Source organism: Colwellia sp. BRX10-3 (assembly GCF_014077505.1).
GTDB lineage: Bacteria > Pseudomonadota > Gammaproteobacteria > Enterobacterales > Alteromonadaceae > Cognaticolwellia.
Map to the genome: position 1 here is coordinate 938922 of NZ_JACGWA010000001.1, position 20645 is coordinate 959566.

Sequence of the window (20645 nt, forward strand, 5' to 3'; positions counted from 1 at the left end):
CTTTAATAACAGGGTTTAATGCGGCGACTCCAAGCTCGGAGTTTAATAGCTCAACTCCCTCTCTTCGTAAAAGGTAAACCCAAAAATGTTTGGTAGTTTAACGGCGTTGCCTGCCGATCCTATTTTAGGCTTGTTGGCTAAATATCGTGAAGATTCAAACCCTAAAAAAATCGACTTAGGTGTTGGTGTCTACAAAAATGAAGCAGGTCATACTGCCGTTTTAAAGTGTGTAAAAGCCGCTGAAAAACATCGACTCGATACCGAAGATACCAAAGTTTATATTGGCCCAACGGGTTCATCACTTTTTAACGAAGAAATGGCTAAATTAGTTTTTGGTCATCATAAAGTGTTGTTTGAAAATCGTGCACGCACCGTTTCAACTCCGGGTGGTACAGGGGCATTGCGTGTTGCTGCTGAATTTATTAATTCATGCAAAGCTGGCACAACTATTTGGGTAAGTAATCCTACGTGGGCAAATCACACGGGGTTATTCCAAGCAGCGGGCTTAATCGTTAAAACATATCCGTATTACGACTATGAAAATAAAACCCTTGATTTTGATGGCATGTTAGCTGCTTTAAAAGAAGTGAAATCAGATGATGCTGTATTGCTTCATGCTTGTTGTCATAATCCAAGTGGTATGGATTTAACCAAAGAACAATGGCAACAAGTTGCACAAGTAGCGAAAGATATTGGCTTTTTACCGTTAGTTGATATGGCTTACCAAGGTTTTGGTGAAGGTTTAGACGAAGATGCTTACGGCCTACGTTTAATGGCTGATAGCGTTAAAGAAATGATCGTTTGTAGTTCTTGCTCGAAAAACTTCGGCTTGTACCGTGAACGTATTGGCGCTTGTACCATTATAGGCGCGAGCCCGCACAGTGTTGACGTGGCAAACTCAGTGCTATTGACCGTTATTCGCTGTATATATTCAATGCCGCCTGCACATGGTGCTGCGATAGTTGAGACCATTTTGCATTCTGATGAATTACGCGCTCAATGGCACAGTGAACTTAAAGAAATGCGTGACCGTATTAATGGAAATCGTCAACTACTCGTTGATAAGCTTATTGAAAATGGCGTAACGCGCGACTTTAGCTTTATTCCGCGCCAAAAAGGTATGTTCTCGTTCTTAGGCATAACGCCTGAACAAGTGCAGCAATTACAAGACGAGTACAGTATTTACATGGTAGGTTCAAGTCGTATGAGTATTGCAGGCATTGCTAACCGAAACGTTGACTACTTAGCGCAATCAATCGCAAAAGTACTGTAAGTTATGGTTAAAAACTCCATGCATTATGATAATGCATGGAGTTTTTTTATTTAGTAGAGGCAAAAACAAGCATAACTCATCAAAATAATTTCACTTTTCAACATCATTTACCTAACAAAATCCCTTAACTAACAAAATCCCTTAACTAACATGACTCTACTATTCATGATCATAAGCTCAACAATCGAGTGAGCTAAGTTGCCAGTAACTTAAGTTATATCCGCTTTTTATCAAACACTCATTTCAGTCTTAATAACTGTTTAACACAATATTTCTAGTGATACTTTCTAATGAGTTGATATTGTGTGATATTAATAAATAGATAATATTATGGGACGTTTATCACTAAAATATATCCATAAAAAGCAGTTAGGTACTAGGAGAATAAATGGACGTTATTGATGTTGCTGCAAAGGATACTTCGAAAGAACCATGGGAGTTTGCAGGATTATTACTTTTAGTCGGCTTGGGTGTGGTAATTAGCCCTTTTAGAATAATTATAGATTTTGTTTCAACTTACCCTCCTATTTTTACTGAAGGTACATGGGATTCGATAACGTCAATGAATTCTTTAAACTATGATCCTTATTGGGGAACATTAATTACAGTAGAAATAATTGCTAACTTAGTATTTATATTTTTAACATTTTTTTTGCTCTTTTTATTTTTTAAAAAGAAGTCTATATTTCCTAAATGGTACTTCATATGCGCATTAGCCACTGTTTTGTTTGCCTTAACAAATTCATATTTGGTTTCTTGGATATATCCTTCCATAGAATTATGGTCAGAAGATACCATAAGGCATATGGTTAGCGGCCTTGTTTCAATATTTGTCTGGACACCCTACTTATTTACATCAGAAAGAGCTAAAAACACCTTTATTCAATGATGTAGTGAACAAGATAGTAAAAATGTAAAATTATAGTCAGCTATTAACTATGGCAAAAAACCTTCTGTTTTCTGTCCTCAAAATTTAGGTCACTATGTATAAGCCCTCCGTTGGGCGTTAGTATCAAATTTTACCCAAGGAGTATATTTATGATTAAGCCCAAAGCAATAGATCATATCGTATTACGCACAGTTAAATATCAACAGCTTATCGATTTCTACTGCGAGGTTTTAGGTTGTGTTGTAGAACGCGAATTGCCTGACGATATTGGTTTAACTCAGCTACGAGCCGGCGCTTCACTTATTGATATAGTGAATGTAAATTCAACCTTAGGTGAAGCGGGTGGCGCTGCACCAAAATCTACGGGTAATAATGTTGATCACTTCTGCCTACAAATAGAAGAGTTTGATGAAAGCGAATTAAAATCTTATCTCCAAGGTAAGGGTGTAGAGGTTGGTGAATTTGAAGAAAGATATGGGGCTCAAGGGTTGGGGCGCTCACTCTATTTAAAAGATATTGCCGGCAATAACATTGAATTGCGTGCAATAATTTAAAATAAGCTAGTTAGCTGTTCACCCAATACAGAGGTTATATAGGTATAGAATTTTGGATTATTAGAGTGTTTAAAGTCTTCATAGGTATTGCCATAGCATTATTTATCGTTGAGTTATTAATAGGCCATACCCTTGATGATGCAGTTTTTTTTCGATAATTGGGTCATCAATTTCAACGGCAATTTTTATCGGTACAAGGTTGTATTATTCATACAAGGGTGAGGCGTGTACTCTTTGTAACGATGCTCCAGAGACCAGTGACAAAAACGCCTAACTACAGCACTAAAACGATAAGATTTAAGCTTACCTTTGTATTTTACTTGAAGTAATATAAACATATATGCTGATTATGAAGCACTGCTAACAATGTGCTCAGTGATGAGTATGTACAACAAAGTTGTAATAATTAAATACACATACACTGTACTTTAATTAAAATTTATAACTTGCCTCAATACCCAATTGCCTTGCTTCTGCCTTCAACTCAGTTATAGCACCCAGTGCTGCAATTGTGTTAAATCGAAGTTCACTATATTCAGTGTTAGTTAAATTTTTGCCCCAAAGTGTTAAGGTTAATGCGGGGTTGAATTCATAACTCACATGACCATTAATCACCATAAAGTCAGTTTGTTGAGTGTATGCGTTTTCTTCTTGGTCAAAATAAAAGTCAGACTGGAAATCAAAACTTAGCTGCGCTGTTAAATCATGTCCCAGCACAAGCATTTCATGAATTATCGCACCACTAATATTCCACTTCGACGCAAAAGGTAATCTATTATCTTCAACCACGACACCATGTTGATTAAAGCTTCCCATATTGGCTTTAGGTAAATAACCAACATTCAACCGTAATTCCCAATCAACGCTTGGTGTTAATACCAATTCAGATTCAAAACCATAAATAGTAGAGTCGCCGGCATTTTTTAATACATGATCAACCGCGATGCCTTGAGTTTGATTAACAAATACTTGCTGGTCTTTATAATCATAATAAAATGCCGCTAAGTGTAAGCGAGCATTTTGCTGCCAAAACTGTAAATAACTACCAATTTCATAAGCATCAAGTTTTTCTGGTGCGTATTCAGATTCTGCTGCTTGCACCGGGTTGGTTGAATATCCAGCGTTATAACCGCCACTTTTATAGCCTCGAGAATAACTATAATATAACGATGCTTGATTATTTATTTTTTGATTTAACGCTAATTTCCCTGAAAACTCATCATCTTCTACAACACCTTTTATATCCCATAAATCAGGAATAAAAGCATTTACTAGGTCTAAATCAGCACTGGCATGGTAATCGGTTGTTTCATCGGTATAACGCAAGCCTGCGATTAGTGTGAAGGTTTGATTAAGTTTATGATCAATTTGAGAGTAAAGCGCAAATGCTCGATTTTCTAGACGATTATCATAAAAAAATTGCGCTGGCACTGCAGCTAGTTCAGGTATGGCACGAAAGTCGCGAAATAAATCAAAATCATTTTTTTGCTTAATATCTTCACTAACATAGAACAAGCCACTGACCCAATGACTATCGCCCATTTCAACAGCTAAGCTTAACTCTTGGCTAAATAAAGTGTTATCCGTGCCCATTGAACCTTCAATAAAATTGCCCGCGCCATCGGAGTCCCAAGAATGAAAACGATCTAACGCGCGATAACCACTAATTGATGTTAATAGCATGTCTGCATTTAGCTGCCATGCAAGTTTAACGCTAGCCCCCCAGCTTTCGGTGTCATGTTTTCGATCGGCTGTGTCGGCATTAACCGCCCAAAAATCCTTACCACCCACTTGACTCCCAAAGTTGTCCATACATAAGTTTGAACCCGCCTGCGAGGGTGAACATCTGCCATTGCCATCAGTGCGATTAATACCCAAACTCGCAATAGGTTTTGGCTTGCCTGACCAATCTTCAAGATGAAACTTGCTGGTGATGGTTAAATCATCAAATTCAGATTTAACAATTAAGCGCAAGTTAGTTTGCTTTAAGCCTCCATCGGGTTGACCTGGCATTTGATTTTCAGTTGAAAATTCATAATCTTGATGACTAAAGGCAAAACGCATTGCCGTAGTATCGCTAATAGGTAAGTTCACCGCTCCTTTTAGCGAAAGCGTGTCGTACTGCGCAACACTGGCATTAATATAACCGCCAAACTCTTTTTCAGGTTGTTGCGAGCGTAAAAGAATCGCGCCGCCTGTAGTGTTGCGACCAAATAAAGACCCTTGTGGACCACGTAATACTTCTACTTGCTCTAAGTCATAAAGATTTATTGATAAATTATTAGCGCTACCAGTTACAACATCATCAGCATATATAGAAATGGGCGAAATGGTTGAGGTGTTATAATCAATCATACCAACACCGCGAATATTAAATGCCGGTGGAGTGCCTTCTCCAGCATTATTGGTGATTTTTAAGTTTGGTACGAGCGCAGAAAGTTGCGTGGTATCTTTTAGCTGCTGGCGAGCAATTGCTTTGCCATCAATAACGGATACCGCAACACTAAGGTTATTGATATTTTGCTTACGCTTTTGTGCATAAACTTCAATAACTTCAATGTTTTTGAGCTTACTTTCAGTAATTAACACATTAGCTGGCTGATTATTATCCACACTACCAGCAAAAACAGAGAATGATACCAAAGTAACGCTAACTGAACTTACAGCAGCCGATAGTAGATTTGAATTGAACATTTATTTCCTGCAATAATATTATTTTGAACCAAGATGACCATAGCTTAAAAAGTTTTGATAACTGTAATACTCAACAATGCATTTCAAGACATTTGAAAAAAAAGAAAGCGATTAATATTTGACCTATGCCATTTTGAGGGCGACTGTTAATAATCATTGAACCCGTGAATTTCAATTAATGCATTGTGCTCTAAGCCGCATTCATGGTTTCAACGGGTATAAGTATATTTTCATTATCAAAGAAAATCTAGCAATAGCAATTTTCAACATAATTAAAACCCGTAGCTCATTTCATTGCCATTAATAACATTGACACTTTGGCTGATTCGATAATTTATTGATCTATGTATTGTATACAAAGGCGCTAAGTTAATAGCACTAATTAAGCTAATTAATATGACTTAATGTTAATTCAATATTTAATATTTAATAGTCACACGTATATGGTTTCAAACTCAACTTAAGTAACTTTATTAATCTATTCACCTTACCAAATTAAATAACACGACATATACGTTTTTCAACTTTTCTTAGGTCGTTTATTAAACACTGGCAACATCGCCCAACAACTTAATTATACAACCACGCAAATATATAAGATGAGTCAACTAGGAAAATAAAACGAGAATAAGTTTGCTTAAATTATTTCGCTTGTTCTAAATTCCCTAATGCAGTGCTAAGTTGTACAATAAAGTGATCTGCTTGGTACTAAATAACAAAGACTATGATAAAACCTTGTTGGGTATATCTCAAATCCGCAGTATTTGAATAAGACATAAATTGAGTAAGGCTGTAAATACCAATGGTAAACTTTCAAGACTACACCTTCGTAAAGGAACAGCAAGAAGTTTCAAGCTCAGTTCAGTTATTTGTAGTCAAAAATGATAACGAGCAAAATTTCTTAGTTAAACGCCTAAAAAAAACGAATAATTACCAAGCACTTGCTCGCTTTAAAAAGGTTTTGGCCTTACAAAGTGAACTCTCAATCGAACAGCTAGTTGCGCCGCTTGAAATTTATGACGAACCACAATATTGTTACGCGGTATTTCCTTTTTCTACACAAACTCAATCTCTGTCTGCATTGTCGTCAACAGCTCTTTCATTAAACAGTAAATTACAAATTTCTATTAATATTTGCCAGCTCTATGCTCAGTTGCATCAACTCGGCTTTATTGTTAATAACATTTGCCCTGATAATATTTTTATTGATGAGCATTTACAGCCAAGAATATACGACTTAAGCTTTGCAACCAAAATTTCTGTACTGTATAAAAAGACCTCAAGTATTGCTGTTGAACGTCAATATTTAAGTACCTTAGCCCCTGAAGCTAGTGGCAGAATAAATCGTGCGATTGAGGTTTACTCTGATTTTTATTCTATTGGAGCGAGTTTATTCAACTTATTTACCGGTCGATTACCCTTTGTTTATTCCGATGAAATGGAACTCGTTCATGCCCATATTGCAAAGAAACCCAAACTTGCCAACGAATATAATGCCGATATACCTGAATTAATCACCAATATACTTGCAAAATTATTAGCAAAAGAACCCTCGCAACGTTATCAAACCGCAGTAGGGCTTAAAGCCGATTTTGTTCACTGTGCTAATGATTTAAAGAGTTTTGGCGAAATCCATCCTTTTGAGCTGGGTAAAAAAGACTTCAGTAATAAACTTATTTTTTCTGCTGCTATTTTTGGACGTAAACACGAACAAGATATTTTACTGCAAGCCTTTAATCATGTTGAACAACAACAAAATAGTCAAATCTGTGTGCTCAGTGGCCACTCTGGATCGGGCAAGTCTCGACTTATTAAAGAGTTACATCGTCCCATTATTGAAAAACAAGGTTATTGTGTTTCAGGTAAGTATGAACAATATAAAAAAAATACTGCCTATTTCGGATTAATTCAAGCGGTTACCGACCTTGTTGAACAAATCCTAGGTGAGAGTGAAGAAAGTCTAACACGCTGGAAAACAATATTCCAAACGGCATTGCAAGGTAATGGGCAATTGTTGATTGAGCTGGTGCCAGCATTAGCGCTGATAATTGGCCCGCAACCAACACTTGCCGAATTACCTGTAGAAGAAACTCGTATGCGTTTTAACTCGACAATCGGGCTTTTTCTAGAAGCATTTAGTATGCAAAATAGCATTGTTTCTATTTTTATTGATGATATGCAATGGGCTGATATCGCTAGTATGAAATTATTGCAACATTTAGTTGAAGCGAACGTTACTACTAATCTACTGCTGATTATTGCATTTCGAGATAATGAAATAAGTGCTACACACCCATTAAATCAACTATTAGAAGAAATAAAGAAAACCGAAGCTTTTAATGCGCACATTCACCTATTACCACTCGATGCCAGCGCAATCGGGCAATTTATCGCCGCATCACTATCACTAAAGCTTGAAGTAATACAACCTTTAGTTGATATCGTTATTGAAAAAACTGCCGGTAATCCATTCTTTATTAAAGAGTTTATTAAGTCTTTAAATGAACAATGTATATTAACTAAAAATAAAAAAAATCAGTGGCATTGGGATGAGCAACTAACACACAAACTTAACGCAACAGACAACGTTATCGAGTTAATGGCCTTACGACTAACTCATGTATCAAAATTTGGTCAAAACATATTACATCACGCTGCCTGCATCGGTGGCATAATTCCAATTAGCTTACTAACACGAGTAGTCGGTGCAACCGATAAAGAGATTGAGCGGGAATTACGTCCTTTAATCGCTGATGGCTTATTAATTGCCTATTCACAAAACCAACAAATGGATGCATTAGAACAAATTAAGTTCTCACATGATAAAATACAACAAGCCGCTTACTTGTTGAACAACCCTGAGCCAAACTCGCTTATTCATTACAAAGTGGCGCAATATTATCTCTCATCTGACAACACTAACCATGTAAATAATTTATCTACTGATGAGAATGTTTTTGATTACATTGAGCATATAAACTTGGCTGCTGCTTTGTATATTGAACAAGGCAATGAAACATTACTAGCTCATTTTAATAATGCTGCGGGCGTAAAGTCGTTAGAAATAAATGACTACAATAATGCGCTCTATTACTTTGAACAGGCTGAAGACTATTTAGGTAATATGCATTGGCAGAATGAATACTCCTTAAGCCTTAGCATCGCGCTAGGCAAAGCCAATGTGCTGTATTACACCCAAGATTACGAACAAGGTAATTTACATTTTCAACAACACATTTCGCTCATTAGTGACGTTATAGATCAGGCTAGTTTTACAAAAATCCAAGTGCATACACTTATCGCGCAAAACAACATGCAAAAAGCGCTAGATTTGGGGATATCCTCCTTAAAAACGCTTGCTATTAAGCTGCCTCAAGATTGCGAAAAGCTGAATTATTTAGCTATAGAGCAACATTATCAAAGTAACCGCATTGCTAACCTGCAAAATTTGCCAGCCATGACCGACAAACGTCAATTATTAGCCTTAGATATTCTTAATACTATTCAGACACCGGCTTATTTATTAAGCCCTGCAGAGTATATCCGTATCGCTTACGCTTCACTTGAGTTATGCCTAAATGCTGGGCTTTCTGCGCTAAGTGCTAAGGTATTTGTTACCCATGGATTATTATTATGTGGTGTATTTAGCCGTTTTGAAGAGGGTTCAGCTTTTGCTGCTTTAGCAAAAAAAGTCAATCAACAATACCCCTCTGAATCTATTTATGTAGAGGTTGAGTTTACTCAAAATGTTTCAATTTCTCCTTGGACATCTTCACTGAGCAAAACATTACAACCATTAGAGCAGAATTTTTATCGTGGTATTGAGTGTGGCAGTATTGAATATGCCTTTCACTCCGCATTATTTCATGGCATGCATAGTTTATTCAGTGGTGAAGGCCTTATTGCATGCCAAACAGTAATTGCTCGCCATATTAAGGCAATGAAAAACAAAAAACAGTATTATCAGTTAGTAATAATACAAGTGTGGCAGCAGTATATTAGCAACTTACAAGATGAAAATGCTGACATCAACAATTTACAGGGTGAGCACTTTGATGAGGCATTACAACTGCCTATTCTCATGGAAACTCAAAATGTTACTACGCTGTTCGCTTATCATTTAGCCCGAATGATCCAAGCTTATTTATTTAATAATATACCCCAGGCTCATGCGCAAATGCTACTTGCGCAACCTTACCAACATTCAGTTGTTTCTTTATATCATTTTGGCGAGTTTAACTTTTATGCCGCGCTTATTCTTGCGCAGTATTGCCGTAATACAAAACCTGATCAGCAAGATAGCCGCTATCATGAAAATATTGCCCAAATAAACACTCACCTTGATTTAATTACCCAATGGGCTGAAAGCAGCCCGGAAAATTATCGTCATAAAGAAACCTTGATCCGTGCTGAATTGCAGTCTTTGTTAAATGACAACGCCGCATGGCAAAACTTTGATCACGCCATTGAATTGGCAAAGCAGCATTCGGCGCCTCATCATTTTGCCCTTGCTAATGAACTTGCCGGTAATTATTGGTTAGCAGCCAATAAAAAACCGCTGGCAAGAGATTATTATCAGCAAGCGTTTAACAGTTACCAAATATGGGGAGCAAACCATAAAGCACAACAATTGCTAAAATTACACCAAGCACTTTTAATTACACAAAATCATAGCCACAATAGCTTGCCAAGTGATCAACAACACAATAATGCCCAAGTACTTGATCTTACCTCTGTGCTAAAAGCCTCTGAAACCTTAAGTGGTGAAGCCGACTTATCGGCTTACTTGCGCCGAATGATGGTGATCATTATTGAAAACGCTGGAGCACAAAGTGGTGTTTTATTATTAGAAAGTGATGGTATTTTAAATATCGAAATTTCCTTGTCTCCAGAGGGAATTGCCAACACTTCACAGCAGCAGAAATTACCTTACTCGATAATCAACTTTGTTTCGCGCACGCTAAAAGCACAAGTATTAACCAATATCAGTGTTCAAGAGCAATTTTTGTCTGATCCTTATTTTGAAGACCATCAACCAAAATCAATTCTATGTTTTCCCAGTATCGTAAAAGGGAGTTTACAAGGTATTGTCTATCTTGAGCATTATGATGTGGAAGGTGTATTTAGCTATGAGCAGGTTAACGTTTTGCAGTTGCTAGCCGATCAAACCGCTATTTCGTTTGATAATGCCAAACTGTATCAGCTAATACTTAATTACAGTCGTAATCTCGAAAATCAAATTCATGACCGCACAAAAGAGTTGGCTGCAGAAAAAATTAAAGCAGAACAGGCAAGCCAAGCTAAGTCTAATTTTTTGGCAAATATGAGTCACGAAATAAGAACACCAATGAACGCAGTTATTGGCTTAAGTCAATTAGCATTGCGTACCAAGCTGTCAGAAACTCAACAAGATTATTTAGAAAAAATACAAGATTCATCAAAGTCATTATTAGGTTTAATTAACGATATTTTAGACTTTTCCAAAATAGAAGCCGAAAAACTCACGTTAGAGCGCATTGAATTTTCACTACACGATATTCTGCAACGTGTGGTTAATGTCTGTACCTTTCAAGTGCATGAAAAAGGTTTAGAGTTTGTTATTGATATAGCACCAGACGTACCGAAAACATTGATCGGTGATCCACTGCGTTTACAGCAAGTTATCGTTAATTTAGCCAACAATGCCTTAAAGTTTACTCATGCGGGTTCTATTCATATCAGTATTGAAAAACACAGTAAAAATAATCAAACATGCTGCCTAAAATTCTCGGTACATGACACTGGTATAGGCATGAGCGAAGCGCAGCAAAAAGGATTATTTCAATCATTTACTCAAGCCGACGATTCCGTCACCCGTAAATACGGGGGCACAGGTTTAGGTTTAGCAATAAGTAAACAACTGACCGAACTGATGAATGGCGAAATTTCACTTCAAAGCGAACTCAATGTTGGTTCAACATTCAGCTTTACTGCGACCTTTGAACATGCAGAAAAAACACTTGCAATAAATCCAACCATCAATCAAAAAATGTTAAATAACTTAAAAGTTTTAGTTGCTGACGACAGTGATATTGCTAGAAAAGTATTAATTGAAGCCTTAGCTTATATTGAAATTTCGGCTGAAGGTGTAGAGAATGGTGAACAAGCGTTAGCTGCGGTATTATCTGCGGAAAAAAATGGCACACCTTATGATATTGTAATGATGGATTGGAAAATGCCAGCAATGGATGGCATTGAAGCAGCGAAACAAATTCAAGCACAAGCAAAGAAAAAACTTCCCCATATATTAATGGTTTCAGCTTATGATAAAGATGCAGCAAAAGCACTCGCCATAAATGTTGGCATTGATGAATTTCTTGAGAAGCCGATAAACCAATCGGTGCTAGCTGACGCCATTATTGAATTATTAAGTAAAGAGAGTGAACGTATTACCGTGGAAAATATTCAACCTGAACTTATAGCTCCAGATTTAAGTGCTTATAAAGTATTATTGGTTGAAGATAATATGATCAACCAACAAGTAGCGAAAGAGTTTTTAGCCGACACAAGAATTAGTGTTGAATGTGCAGAAAATGGTCTTGTCGCCCTAGAAAAAATAGCTAATCAAGCATTCGATATAGTCTTGATGGATATTCAAATGCCAGAGATGGATGGTTTAACTGCGACTAAAGAAATTCGCCAAACCTTACAATTACAAGATTTACCAATTATAGCCATGACCGCCCACGCGATGAAAGGCGATATAGAAAAAAGTATCGCGGCGGGTATGAACCTTCACCTAACCAAACCTATTGAACCTGAATTTTTATATAAAACACTCAGCCAGTATTTGGTTAAGCCAAGTAGCGCTCGACAAAATTTGTCAACGAGTTCATTGCAATCAAGCGATACAAAGCAAAAATTAGCCGAACTACGTCAAAAAACTATTTTAGCGGTTGATGAGGCGGTCAAAAAAATTCAAGGTAAAGAAGGTCTTTATACTGAATTGATCCATGACTTTTGGTTAAATTATCAAGTGCTGTCACAAGAAATGATGCAATTTTATAAGTTAGAACAAACGGAATTACTCTATCGCAGTGCACATTCGTTAAAATCGACGGCACAATATATCGGTGCTTATGAGTTAGCCGCTTGTGCTAGTGCCCTCGAAAGCGAAATTCATCATCAAGGTTCAAATGTTGAATTAAAACTCAATGAAGTTACCACACATTTAGACTTTATTATTTGCCAATTAAATCGTATTTATCATCACGTGATATCAGCTAAAACCGATCAAAATTTTAATATCGCAAATGCTAAAAAAATTATAGAAAAATTAAAACCTTGCTTAATATCTGCCAATATTCAAGCGGAAGATATTACTAAGGAGTTAATGGTTATTGGCCATGAAACACCTTACCATCAGCACATAGTTGACATCCAAAAGTTGGTGAACAACTTTGACTTTGTAGATGCTTTAGCTGCATTATTAGCCTTAGAGAAAAAAATGAATAACGCGAAATAGCGCTTTTGCTATTGAGGTACACATATAATGCAACCGTTCAACTGGGAAGAACGCCGAAGGGCTGATGAACAAAGTTATACTATATTGTGCATTGACGATGAAAGCGTTAACTTAAAAGTACTGGCATCCATTTTCAAAGATCACTACAACGTTGTTGCTTGTAAGAGTGCTAAACAAGGTTTTCAGCATGCGTTACAAGAAAGTCCCGATATTATTTTGCTTGATGTTCTCATGCCAGAAGAAAACGGCTTTGAGTTAATGGAGAAGCTAAAAAAACACCCTAAATTAGCTCATATACCCGTGATTTTCATTACTGGCTTACAAGATGCCGAAGATGAAGAAAAAGGCTTAATGCTAGGGGCTTGTGATTATATTCAAAAACCCTTTAATTATAGTATTGTACGCGCACGGGTTAATACCCATTTAGAAATTATCCGCCAACGTAATCTATTGAAAATGTTTGCTTTATTTGACAGCTTGACTGAATTACCCAATAGACGTAAATGGCAACAAGACAGTATCGACAGCTGGCTATCAGCTAAAGCTAAACAAAGTGCTATGGTGTATGGCATTATCGATGTTGACCACTTTAAAAAATATAATGATCATTACGGCCACCAACAAGGTGATGTGGTGTTACGCAAAATTGCTAATATCATTAAACGAAAATTATATGATTATAATGGCGCTATTTTTCGTTGTGGTGGCGAAGAATTTTATTTTTACTTTCCAGTTAAAAGTAACTGTACAGCGTCAACCGTACTGTCCGTTTGTCTTAACAGCATAACTGAACTCGCCATTCCTCATCTCGCGATTAGCACAAGTTGTCATGTCTCGGTAAGTATTGGTGCTATTCAGGTAATTCCAAATAAAAACACCAGTATTGAGCAAATCATGCAGCAAGCCGATGAAAGGTTGTATAAAGTTAAAAATGACTCTCGAAATGCCTTCAGTCTGTTAGAGCTTGATCAAAACAATAAGCAAATTCCTCTCGATATTTCCTAGTTCAATGATAAAGCATCACACTTTTCGAGGACAAATTAATGGGAAATACACTAAATTTTAGTTATAGTGCGCGCCATTAATACTGACTCAGCTATAAAGGATAAATTGTGACAACTAAAGGCAACCTTTTCATTCTATCTGCCCCTAGTGGCGCAGGTAAGTCGAGTTTAATCTCCGCTTTACTTAAACAAACATCAGCAAGACCTATGCAAGTTTCTGTTTCGCACACTACTCGCGAGCCTCGTCCCGGTGAAGTCAACGGTCAACACTATCACTTTGTTAATAAAGAGCAGTTTAAACGCTCGATTGCAGACAAACACTTTTACGAATACGCCGAAGTGTTTGGCAATTTTTATGGCACCAGTGAAGTTGCAATAGATCAACAGCTTGCTGAAGGTATTGATGTTTTTCTTGATATTGACTGGCAAGGCGCGCAGCAAGTTAGAATTAAAAAGCCCGAGGTAACAACTCTATTTATTAGCCCTCCATCCAAGCAAGAATTAGAAAATCGATTGCGCGGACGGGGTCAAGACAGTGAGGAAGTTATTCAAGCCAGAATGGCACAAGCGCAGGCTCAATGCTCACATTACCAAGAGTTTGACTATATTATTATCAACAATGATTTCGAGACAGCATTAGCAGATTTAACCACAGTAGTGAATAATCAACGTTTAAAGCGCAGTCAACAAGTCTGTGAGCATCAAACATTATTTGATGAATTATTAGCGTAGCGCTATTGCTTACTTACCTGTGGATCAAGTAAACTACGCGACTATTTTATAAATTTAATTGTTGGAGTGACCAAATGGCTCGCGTAACTGTTGAAGATGCCGTAGAAAAAGTCGGTAATCGTTTTGACTTGGTGTTAATCGCATCTCGTCGTGCTCGTCAAATTGCTACGGGCGGTAAAGATCCATTGGTAGACCCTGAAAATGACAAACCAACAGTAATAGCTTTGCGTGAAATCGAAGCTGGTCTCATTACCACTGAAGTAATGGACCGTTCAGATAAGCATGAACAAGTGCAACAAGATACGGCTGAATTAGCCGCTGTTGCAGCAATTGTTGGTGGCAACCAATAGTTTTTACTTACGTTTAACGTTAGTAGTAACATCAAAAACGCGTAAATTACATCACTGTGATTTACGCGTTTTTTATTCTCTGTTTATTTTTTATGATAAAAATCCATGCTAGTGCGCTTAAACATTGGCATAGCGACAAAATAATCGTATTCTAAACTTATCGCTAAAATCTATAGTACAAGCAAGGAAATACTGGGTGTACCTTTTTGAACCACTAAAAGAACACGTATCAAGTTATCTGTCGAAAGTACAGATTGACCTGTTAAAACAGGCCTATATTGTTGCCCGTGAAGCGCACGACGGCCAAATGCGCTCAAGTGGCGAGCCCTATATAACTCACCCCGTAGCCGTTGCACTCAACCTTGCAAAAATGCATTTAGATCACGAAACCTTAATGGCTGCTTTACTGCATGATGTGATTGAAGATACGCCTGTAACTAAAGACCAATTAGCTGAACTCTTTGGCCATACCGTCGCCGAACTGGTTGAAGGTGTGAGTAAACTCGATAAGCTAAAGTTCGATAATAAAGAAGAAATGCAAGCGGAAAACTTCCGCAAAATGATTTTAGCCATGGTGCAAGATATTCGCGTTATTTTGATCAAGCTTGCTGATCGCACCCACAATATGCGTACCTTAGGTTCCTTACGACCAGATAAACGTCGACGTATTGCCCGTGAAACATTAGATATTTATGCCCCTATTGCCAATCGCCTCGGTATTCATGATGTTAAAAACGAACTGGAAGTATTAGGTTTTGAGGCGCTTTACCCTATGCGTGCTCGAGCATTAAAATCGGCAATAAAACAAGCACGTGGCAACCGCAAAGAAGTTATCAATAATATTCAAGAAGAAGTCACCAACCGTTTAGCTGAAAACGGCATTAATGCACAGGTTATTGGCCGAGAAAAACACCTTTATTCTATTTATCGTAAAATGCGCAATAAAGAACTGATGTTCAATGAAGTGATGGACATTTATGCTTTTAGGATTATTGTTGGTGATAAAATTGATGACTGTTACCGCGCGTTAGGTGCTGCTCACAACTTATTTAAACCGATTGAGTCACGTTTTAAAGATTATATCGCTATTCCTAAAACCAACGGTTATCAATCACTTCATACCTCTTTAATTGGTCCACATGGTATTCCTGTTGAAATTCAAATTCGTACCCACGATATGGATCAAATGGCGGATAAAGGTGTTGCGGCTCACTGGTTATATAAACAAGACGGCGAAGACACCGGCACTACAGCACAAATGAAAGCACGCCGCTGGATGCAAAGTTTATTAGAATTGCAACAAAGCGCAGGGAGCTCATTTGAGTTTATCGAAAATGTAAAATCGGATCTTTTTCCAGAAGAGATTTATGTTTTCACACCAGACGGTCGTATTATCGAATTACCTATGGGGGCTACAGCGGTCGATTTTGCTTATGCTGTGCATACCGACGTGGGTAATTCATGCGTTGGCGTAAAAGTGGAACGTAAACCTTTCCCATTAAGCAAGCCTTTAGATTCAGGTCAAACCATCGAAGTGGTGACCTCCACTGCTGCGCGACCTAATGCGACTTGGCTTAACTTTGTTGTTACCTCAAAAGCTCGTTTACAAATTCGTACCTATTTACGCTCGCAAGAGAAAACCGAATCGCTTGCCTTGGGCAGACGCTTACTTAGCCATGCTTTAGGTGCGACAAAATTAGAAGATATTGCCGAAGAAAAGCTAACCCAAGTAGTAAAAGACACCGGTAATAAAAATATTGAAGAGTTACTGATCAATATCGGTTTGGGTAATGCACTAAGCATAGGTATTGCTAAACGTTTAAAAGACGAATTTACCGAAGAGTCAGAACTAAAACCAACCACCACTAAAAATAAAATGCCCATTAAAGGTACCGAAGGCATGATGGTCAGTTATGGTAAATGTTGCCGACCTATTCCTGGTGATTCTATTCTGGCCTATTTAAGCCCAGGTAAAGGCTTGATGGTGCATCAACATGGTTGTAGAAATAACAAAGGTCATGAACAAGGTAGTTTGTTCCCCGTTCGCTGGGATACAGATATTGACCGAGATTTTATTGCCAAATTACGCATCGAAATTCTCAATCATAAAGGCGCGCTCGCAGCATTAACCAATGTAGTTGCCCGTTGTGGCTCAAATGTTCACTCGCTAAATTCTGGCGAGAAAGAGTCTGGCTTGTACCTCATTGATATGGAAATTACTTGTCGAAACAGGGTTCACCTTGCCGACATCATCCGGAAAATTAAAGTTATGGTCGACGTTCAACGCGTTGTGCGTAACAAATAGGAAAAACTATGAAAACAATTATTAATACAGACTTAGCTCCTAGTGCAATAGGCACCTATAGCCAAGCAGTAAAAGTTAACAATACGGTTTATCTTTCAGGCCAAATCCCATTAGTACCTGAAACTATGGAAATCGTTTCTGACGATTTTGCTGAGCAGACACAACAAGTCTTTAAAAATATTGTTGCGGTGTGTGAAGCAGCTGGTGGCAATATTAATGACATGGTAAAAGTGAATATTTTTTTACAAGACCTTACTAATTTCGCTACGGTGAATGAAATTATGAGCCAATACTTTCAACAGCCTTACCCTGCGCGTGCAGCGGTGCAAGTTGCTCGACTACCAAAAGACGTTGCCATTGAAATTGACGGCATTATGGAATTACCAAATTACAGTTAACACCAAATAATAAAATTTTACCGGCAAGCACCACTGATGAGCGCTTACCAACATTTAACTCAACTTTAGAACAAGTATATGACTCCGGATAGACTACAACGAATTAACAGCATGTTAGATCAACGCCAACCTGATTTAACCGTATGTATGGAAGGCGTGCACAAAACTCATAACTTAGCCGCAGTAGTTCGCACTGCAGACGCCGTTGGCGTTAGCGATGTGCATGCAGTATGGAAAAATGAAACCATGCGCCTTTCTGGTGGTAGTGCTGCGGGTAGTCAAAACTGGATTGATGTGCATGATTACAGTAATACCGAAGATGCAATTAACGAATTAAAAAAGCAGGGTATGCAGGTATTGGTAACAAACTTATCTGATACTGCTGTCGACTTTCGCGAAATTGACTATACCAAACCAACCGCTATTATTCTTGGACAAGAAAAATTTGGCGCCTCTGAAAAAGCCCTAGAAATGGCTGACCAAGATATTATTATTCCTATGGTGGGCATGGTGCAGTCATTAAATGTCTCTGTTGCTTGTTCTGTTGTTTTATATGAAGCCCAGCGCCAACGTCAAGCAGTGGGGTTATATCAGCAACCAAGAATAAGCCAGCAACGCCGTCAACGCATATTATTTGAAGGGGGTCATCCTATTTTTGCAACGGCTTGCCAACGCAAAGGCTTGCCCTATCCAGAGATCGATGAAGATGGACAAATTGTTGCATCAGAGCAATGGTGGCAGCAAATGCAAATGACCCAAGATGCTTGGAAAAATATAGACAACGAATAATCAGTAAACTGATAAGGAATTCTGCGGTGTCTCGCCAAACGGAAGCGTTAACTAATTTAGCCCAAATTCCAGTCACTACCTTAAAAGGCGTTGGCCCAGGTATGGCGGCTAAGCTAGAAAAAGTAGGTTTAGTGTCATTGCAAGACCTACTTTTTCATTTACCACTTCGTTACGAAGACCGTACACGCGTTACCTCTGTTCGTGATCTTATGCCCGGTATATTCACCAATATTATCGGTGAAGTAACCCAAAACGAAATCATACAAGGCAAACGTAGAATGATGCTAGTTACCATCAATGATGGTACTGGCAGTATCAACCTGCGATTCTTTCATTTTTCAGCTAGTCAAAAAAATAGCCTAGCTATTGGGCTCAATATTCGTTGTTATGGCGAAGTTAATCGCGGTATGCGTGGCTTTGAAATGGTGCATCCAGAATATAAAGCGCTAGATCAAGATCAACCCTTAACTCCTGCAGAAGAAACCCTGACACCGGTCTATTCAACTACCGACGGTTTACGGCAAATATCTTTACGTAATTTAACCGAACAAGCTTTAATCCGTTTAAAACGCGGCCATGTAGAAGAATTATTACCCGCAGAAATTAGCCATCAACAATACTCCTTAGCTGAAGCATTAGCATTAATTCATCGACCACCGCCAGACACCTCAGTTGTTTTAATGGAAGAAGGCAAACATCCGGCACAACTTAGGTTGATCAAAGAAGAGTTATTAGCCCATAACCTCAGTATGTTGAAATTACGTGCGGCTAATGATCATCACCCCGCGGTTGTTTTGGCAATAGATACTCAGTTAGAGAAAAACTTCTTAGGATCGTTACCTTTTTCACCAACAGGGGCACAAGTAAGAGTTACCGCAGAAATACGCACCGACTTACTCAAACCCATGCCGATGATGCGTTTAGTACAGGGTGACGTTGGCTCAGGAAAAACCTTGGTTGCAGCGTTAGCAGCATTAACCGCTATAGGCCAAGGTTTTCAAGTTGCTTTAATGGCACCGACAGAAATATTGGCTGAACAACATGCGATTAATTTTCAAAAATGGTTTGAGCCTCTTTCCATTTCAGTAGGTTGGCTGGTCGGTAAAACCAAAGCCAAAGCAAGACGCAATGCCTTAGAGCACATTGAAAATGGCAATATGCAAATGGTTATTGGCACCCATGCATTGTTTCAAGAGCAGGTAATATTCAACAAACTCGCACTGATTATTATTGATGAACAACATAAGTTTGGTGTGCATCAACGTTTATCATTACGTGAAAAAGGCGCATGGCAAGGTAATTATCCACACCAGTTAATCATGACAGCAACACCTATTCCTCGTACCTTGGCCATGACAGCTTATGCAGACTTAGACACCTCAGTAATTGATGAATTACCGCCGGGGCGAACGCCCATTACCACAGTAGCATTGCCCGACAGTCGTCGAGATGATGTTATTGAACGCATTCGTCAAGGTTGCACAAAAGATAATCGTCAAGCCTACTGGGTGTGTACCCTAATTGAAGAGTCTGAAGTTCTACAATGTCAGGCTGCAGAAGATACTGCTGTGTACTTGCAAGAGCAATTATCCGGATTAAAAATTGGTTTAGTACACGGTCGAATGAAAGCCGATGAAAAACAAGCTGTAATGGAGCGCTTTAAACTTGGTGAACTCGACGTGTTAGTGGCAACAACCGTTATCGAAGTTGGTGTTGATGTGCCTAATGCAAGTTTAATGGTTATTGAAAATCCAGAGCGTTTAGGCTTGGCCCAATTACATCAATTACGCGGTCGTGTTGGCCGTGGCTTAGTAGCTTCGCATTGCGTATTAATGTACAAAGCGCCCTTAACTAAAACCGCCACCAAACGTTTAAAAGTACTCAGAGAAAGTAACGATGGTTTTGTTATTGCGCAAAAAGATCTCGAAATTCGCGGGCCTGGTGAATTGCTCGGTACCAAACAAACAGGTTTAGCTGATTTAAGGATTGCTGACCTACAGCGAGACGCTCACTTAATACCTGAAGTACAACAGCAAGCTCACCTGATATGGCGACAGTACCCTGAAAAGGCCAACGCGCTGATCAATCGATGGCTAGCTAACCGTGAAAAATATTCTAATGCTTAAGACAGATAATTTCAGTAAGTAGTCATT

The 20645-nt window shown here is 38.3% G+C and carries 12 protein-coding genes; 11 read left to right on the forward strand and 1 reads right to left on the reverse strand.

Annotation, left to right across the window (positions count from 1 at the left end; genetic code table 11):
* The first annotated feature begins 85 nt into the window (after positions 1–85).
* The 3 genes from H4J38_RS04165 to H4J38_RS04175 all read left to right on the forward strand — a co-directional run bounded on the left by H4J38_RS04165 (position 86) and on the right by H4J38_RS04175 (position 2716).
* Positions 86–1273: an amino acid aminotransferase gene (locus H4J38_RS04165; protein WP_182129687.1), complete on the forward strand. Its 1188-nt coding sequence runs from the start codon at positions 86–88 to the stop codon at positions 1271–1273.
* A gap of 388 nt (positions 1274–1661) precedes the next feature.
* On the forward strand, positions 1662–2162 hold the full coding sequence (locus H4J38_RS04170) for a DUF2569 domain-containing protein (RefSeq protein ID WP_182129689.1): 501 nt from the start codon (positions 1662–1664) through the stop codon (positions 2160–2162).
* 149 nt (positions 2163–2311) lie between these two features.
* Entirely contained in the window at positions 2312–2716 is a 405-nt protein-coding gene (locus H4J38_RS04175) for a VOC family protein (protein ID WP_182129691.1), read from the forward strand.
* 432 nt (positions 2717–3148) lie between these two features.
* Here H4J38_RS04175 and H4J38_RS04180 read toward each other — a convergent pair whose 3' ends face one another.
* Complete coding sequence (locus tag H4J38_RS04180) at positions 3149–5410, reverse strand: TonB-dependent receptor (RefSeq protein ID WP_182129693.1); 2262 nt, start codon at positions 5408–5410, stop codon at positions 3149–3151.
* Positions 5411–6212: 802 nt separating this feature from the next.
* Here H4J38_RS04180 and H4J38_RS04185 point away from each other — a divergent pair.
* The 8 genes from H4J38_RS04185 to recG all read left to right on the forward strand — a co-directional run bounded on the left by H4J38_RS04185 (position 6213) and on the right by recG (position 20618).
* Complete coding sequence (locus H4J38_RS04185) at positions 6213–12914, forward strand: response regulator (RefSeq protein ID WP_182129695.1); 6702 nt, start codon at positions 6213–6215, stop codon at positions 12912–12914.
* 27 nt (positions 12915–12941) lie between these two features.
* Complete coding sequence (locus H4J38_RS04190; protein ID WP_182129697.1) at positions 12942–13919, forward strand: diguanylate cyclase domain-containing protein; 978 nt, start codon at positions 12942–12944, stop codon at positions 13917–13919.
* Between the two features lie 107 nt (positions 13920–14026).
* Entirely contained in the window at positions 14027–14650 is a 624-nt protein-coding gene (gmk, locus tag H4J38_RS04195) for a guanylate kinase (protein ID WP_182129699.1), read from the forward strand.
* Positions 14651–14724: 74 nt separating this feature from the next.
* Entirely contained in the window at positions 14725–15000 is a 276-nt protein-coding gene (rpoZ, locus tag H4J38_RS04200; protein WP_182129701.1) for a DNA-directed RNA polymerase subunit omega, read from the forward strand.
* 196 nt (positions 15001–15196) lie between these two features.
* Positions 15197–17305: a bifunctional GTP diphosphokinase/guanosine-3',5'-bis pyrophosphate 3'-pyrophosphohydrolase gene (spoT, locus tag H4J38_RS04205; protein ID WP_182129703.1), complete on the forward strand. Its 2109-nt coding sequence runs from the start codon at positions 15197–15199 to the stop codon at positions 17303–17305.
* An 8-nt stretch (positions 17306–17313) separates the two neighbouring features.
* On the forward strand, positions 17314–17703 hold the full coding sequence (locus H4J38_RS04210) for a RidA family protein (protein ID WP_182129705.1): 390 nt from the start codon (positions 17314–17316) through the stop codon (positions 17701–17703).
* Between the two features lie 78 nt (positions 17704–17781).
* The gene (gene trmH, locus H4J38_RS04215) at positions 17782–18492 is read left to right on the forward strand and encodes a tRNA (guanosine(18)-2'-O)-methyltransferase TrmH (protein ID WP_182129707.1); all 711 of its coding nucleotides are present in this window, start codon (positions 17782–17784) and stop codon (positions 18490–18492) included.
* A gap of 26 nt (positions 18493–18518) precedes the next feature.
* Complete coding sequence (recG, locus tag H4J38_RS04220) at positions 18519–20618, forward strand: ATP-dependent DNA helicase RecG (protein ID WP_310733438.1); 2100 nt, start codon at positions 18519–18521, stop codon at positions 20616–20618.
* Positions 20619–20645 lie beyond the last annotated feature (27 nt).

Excerpts from the sequence above, each read along its gene's own strand:
- H4J38_RS04190 (WP_182129697.1), top strand. The coding sequence starts at position 12,942 with ATGCAACCGTTCAACTGGGAAGAACGCCGAAGGGCTGATGAACAAAGT.
- rpoZ (WP_182129701.1), top strand. The coding sequence starts at position 14,725 with ATGGCTCGCGTAACTGTTGAAGATGCCGTAGAAAAAGTCGGTAATCGT.
- H4J38_RS04185 (WP_182129695.1), top strand. The coding sequence starts at position 6,213 with ATGGTAAACTTTCAAGACTACACCTTCGTAAAGGAACAGCAAGAAGTT.
- H4J38_RS04175 (WP_182129691.1), top strand. The coding sequence starts at position 2,312 with ATGATTAAGCCCAAAGCAATAGATCATATCGTATTACGCACAGTTAAA.
- H4J38_RS04170 (WP_182129689.1), top strand. The coding sequence starts at position 1,662 with ATGGACGTTATTGATGTTGCTGCAAAGGATACTTCGAAAGAACCATGG.
- H4J38_RS04165 (WP_182129687.1), top strand. The coding sequence starts at position 86 with ATGTTTGGTAGTTTAACGGCGTTGCCTGCCGATCCTATTTTAGGCTTG.
- H4J38_RS04210 (WP_182129705.1), top strand. The coding sequence starts at position 17,314 with ATGAAAACAATTATTAATACAGACTTAGCTCCTAGTGCAATAGGCACC.
- trmH (WP_182129707.1), top strand. The coding sequence starts at position 17,782 with ATGACTCCGGATAGACTACAACGAATTAACAGCATGTTAGATCAACGC.
- H4J38_RS04180 (WP_182129693.1), bottom strand. The coding sequence starts at position 5,410 with ATGTTCAATTCAAATCTACTATCGGCTGCTGTAAGTTCAGTTAGCGTT.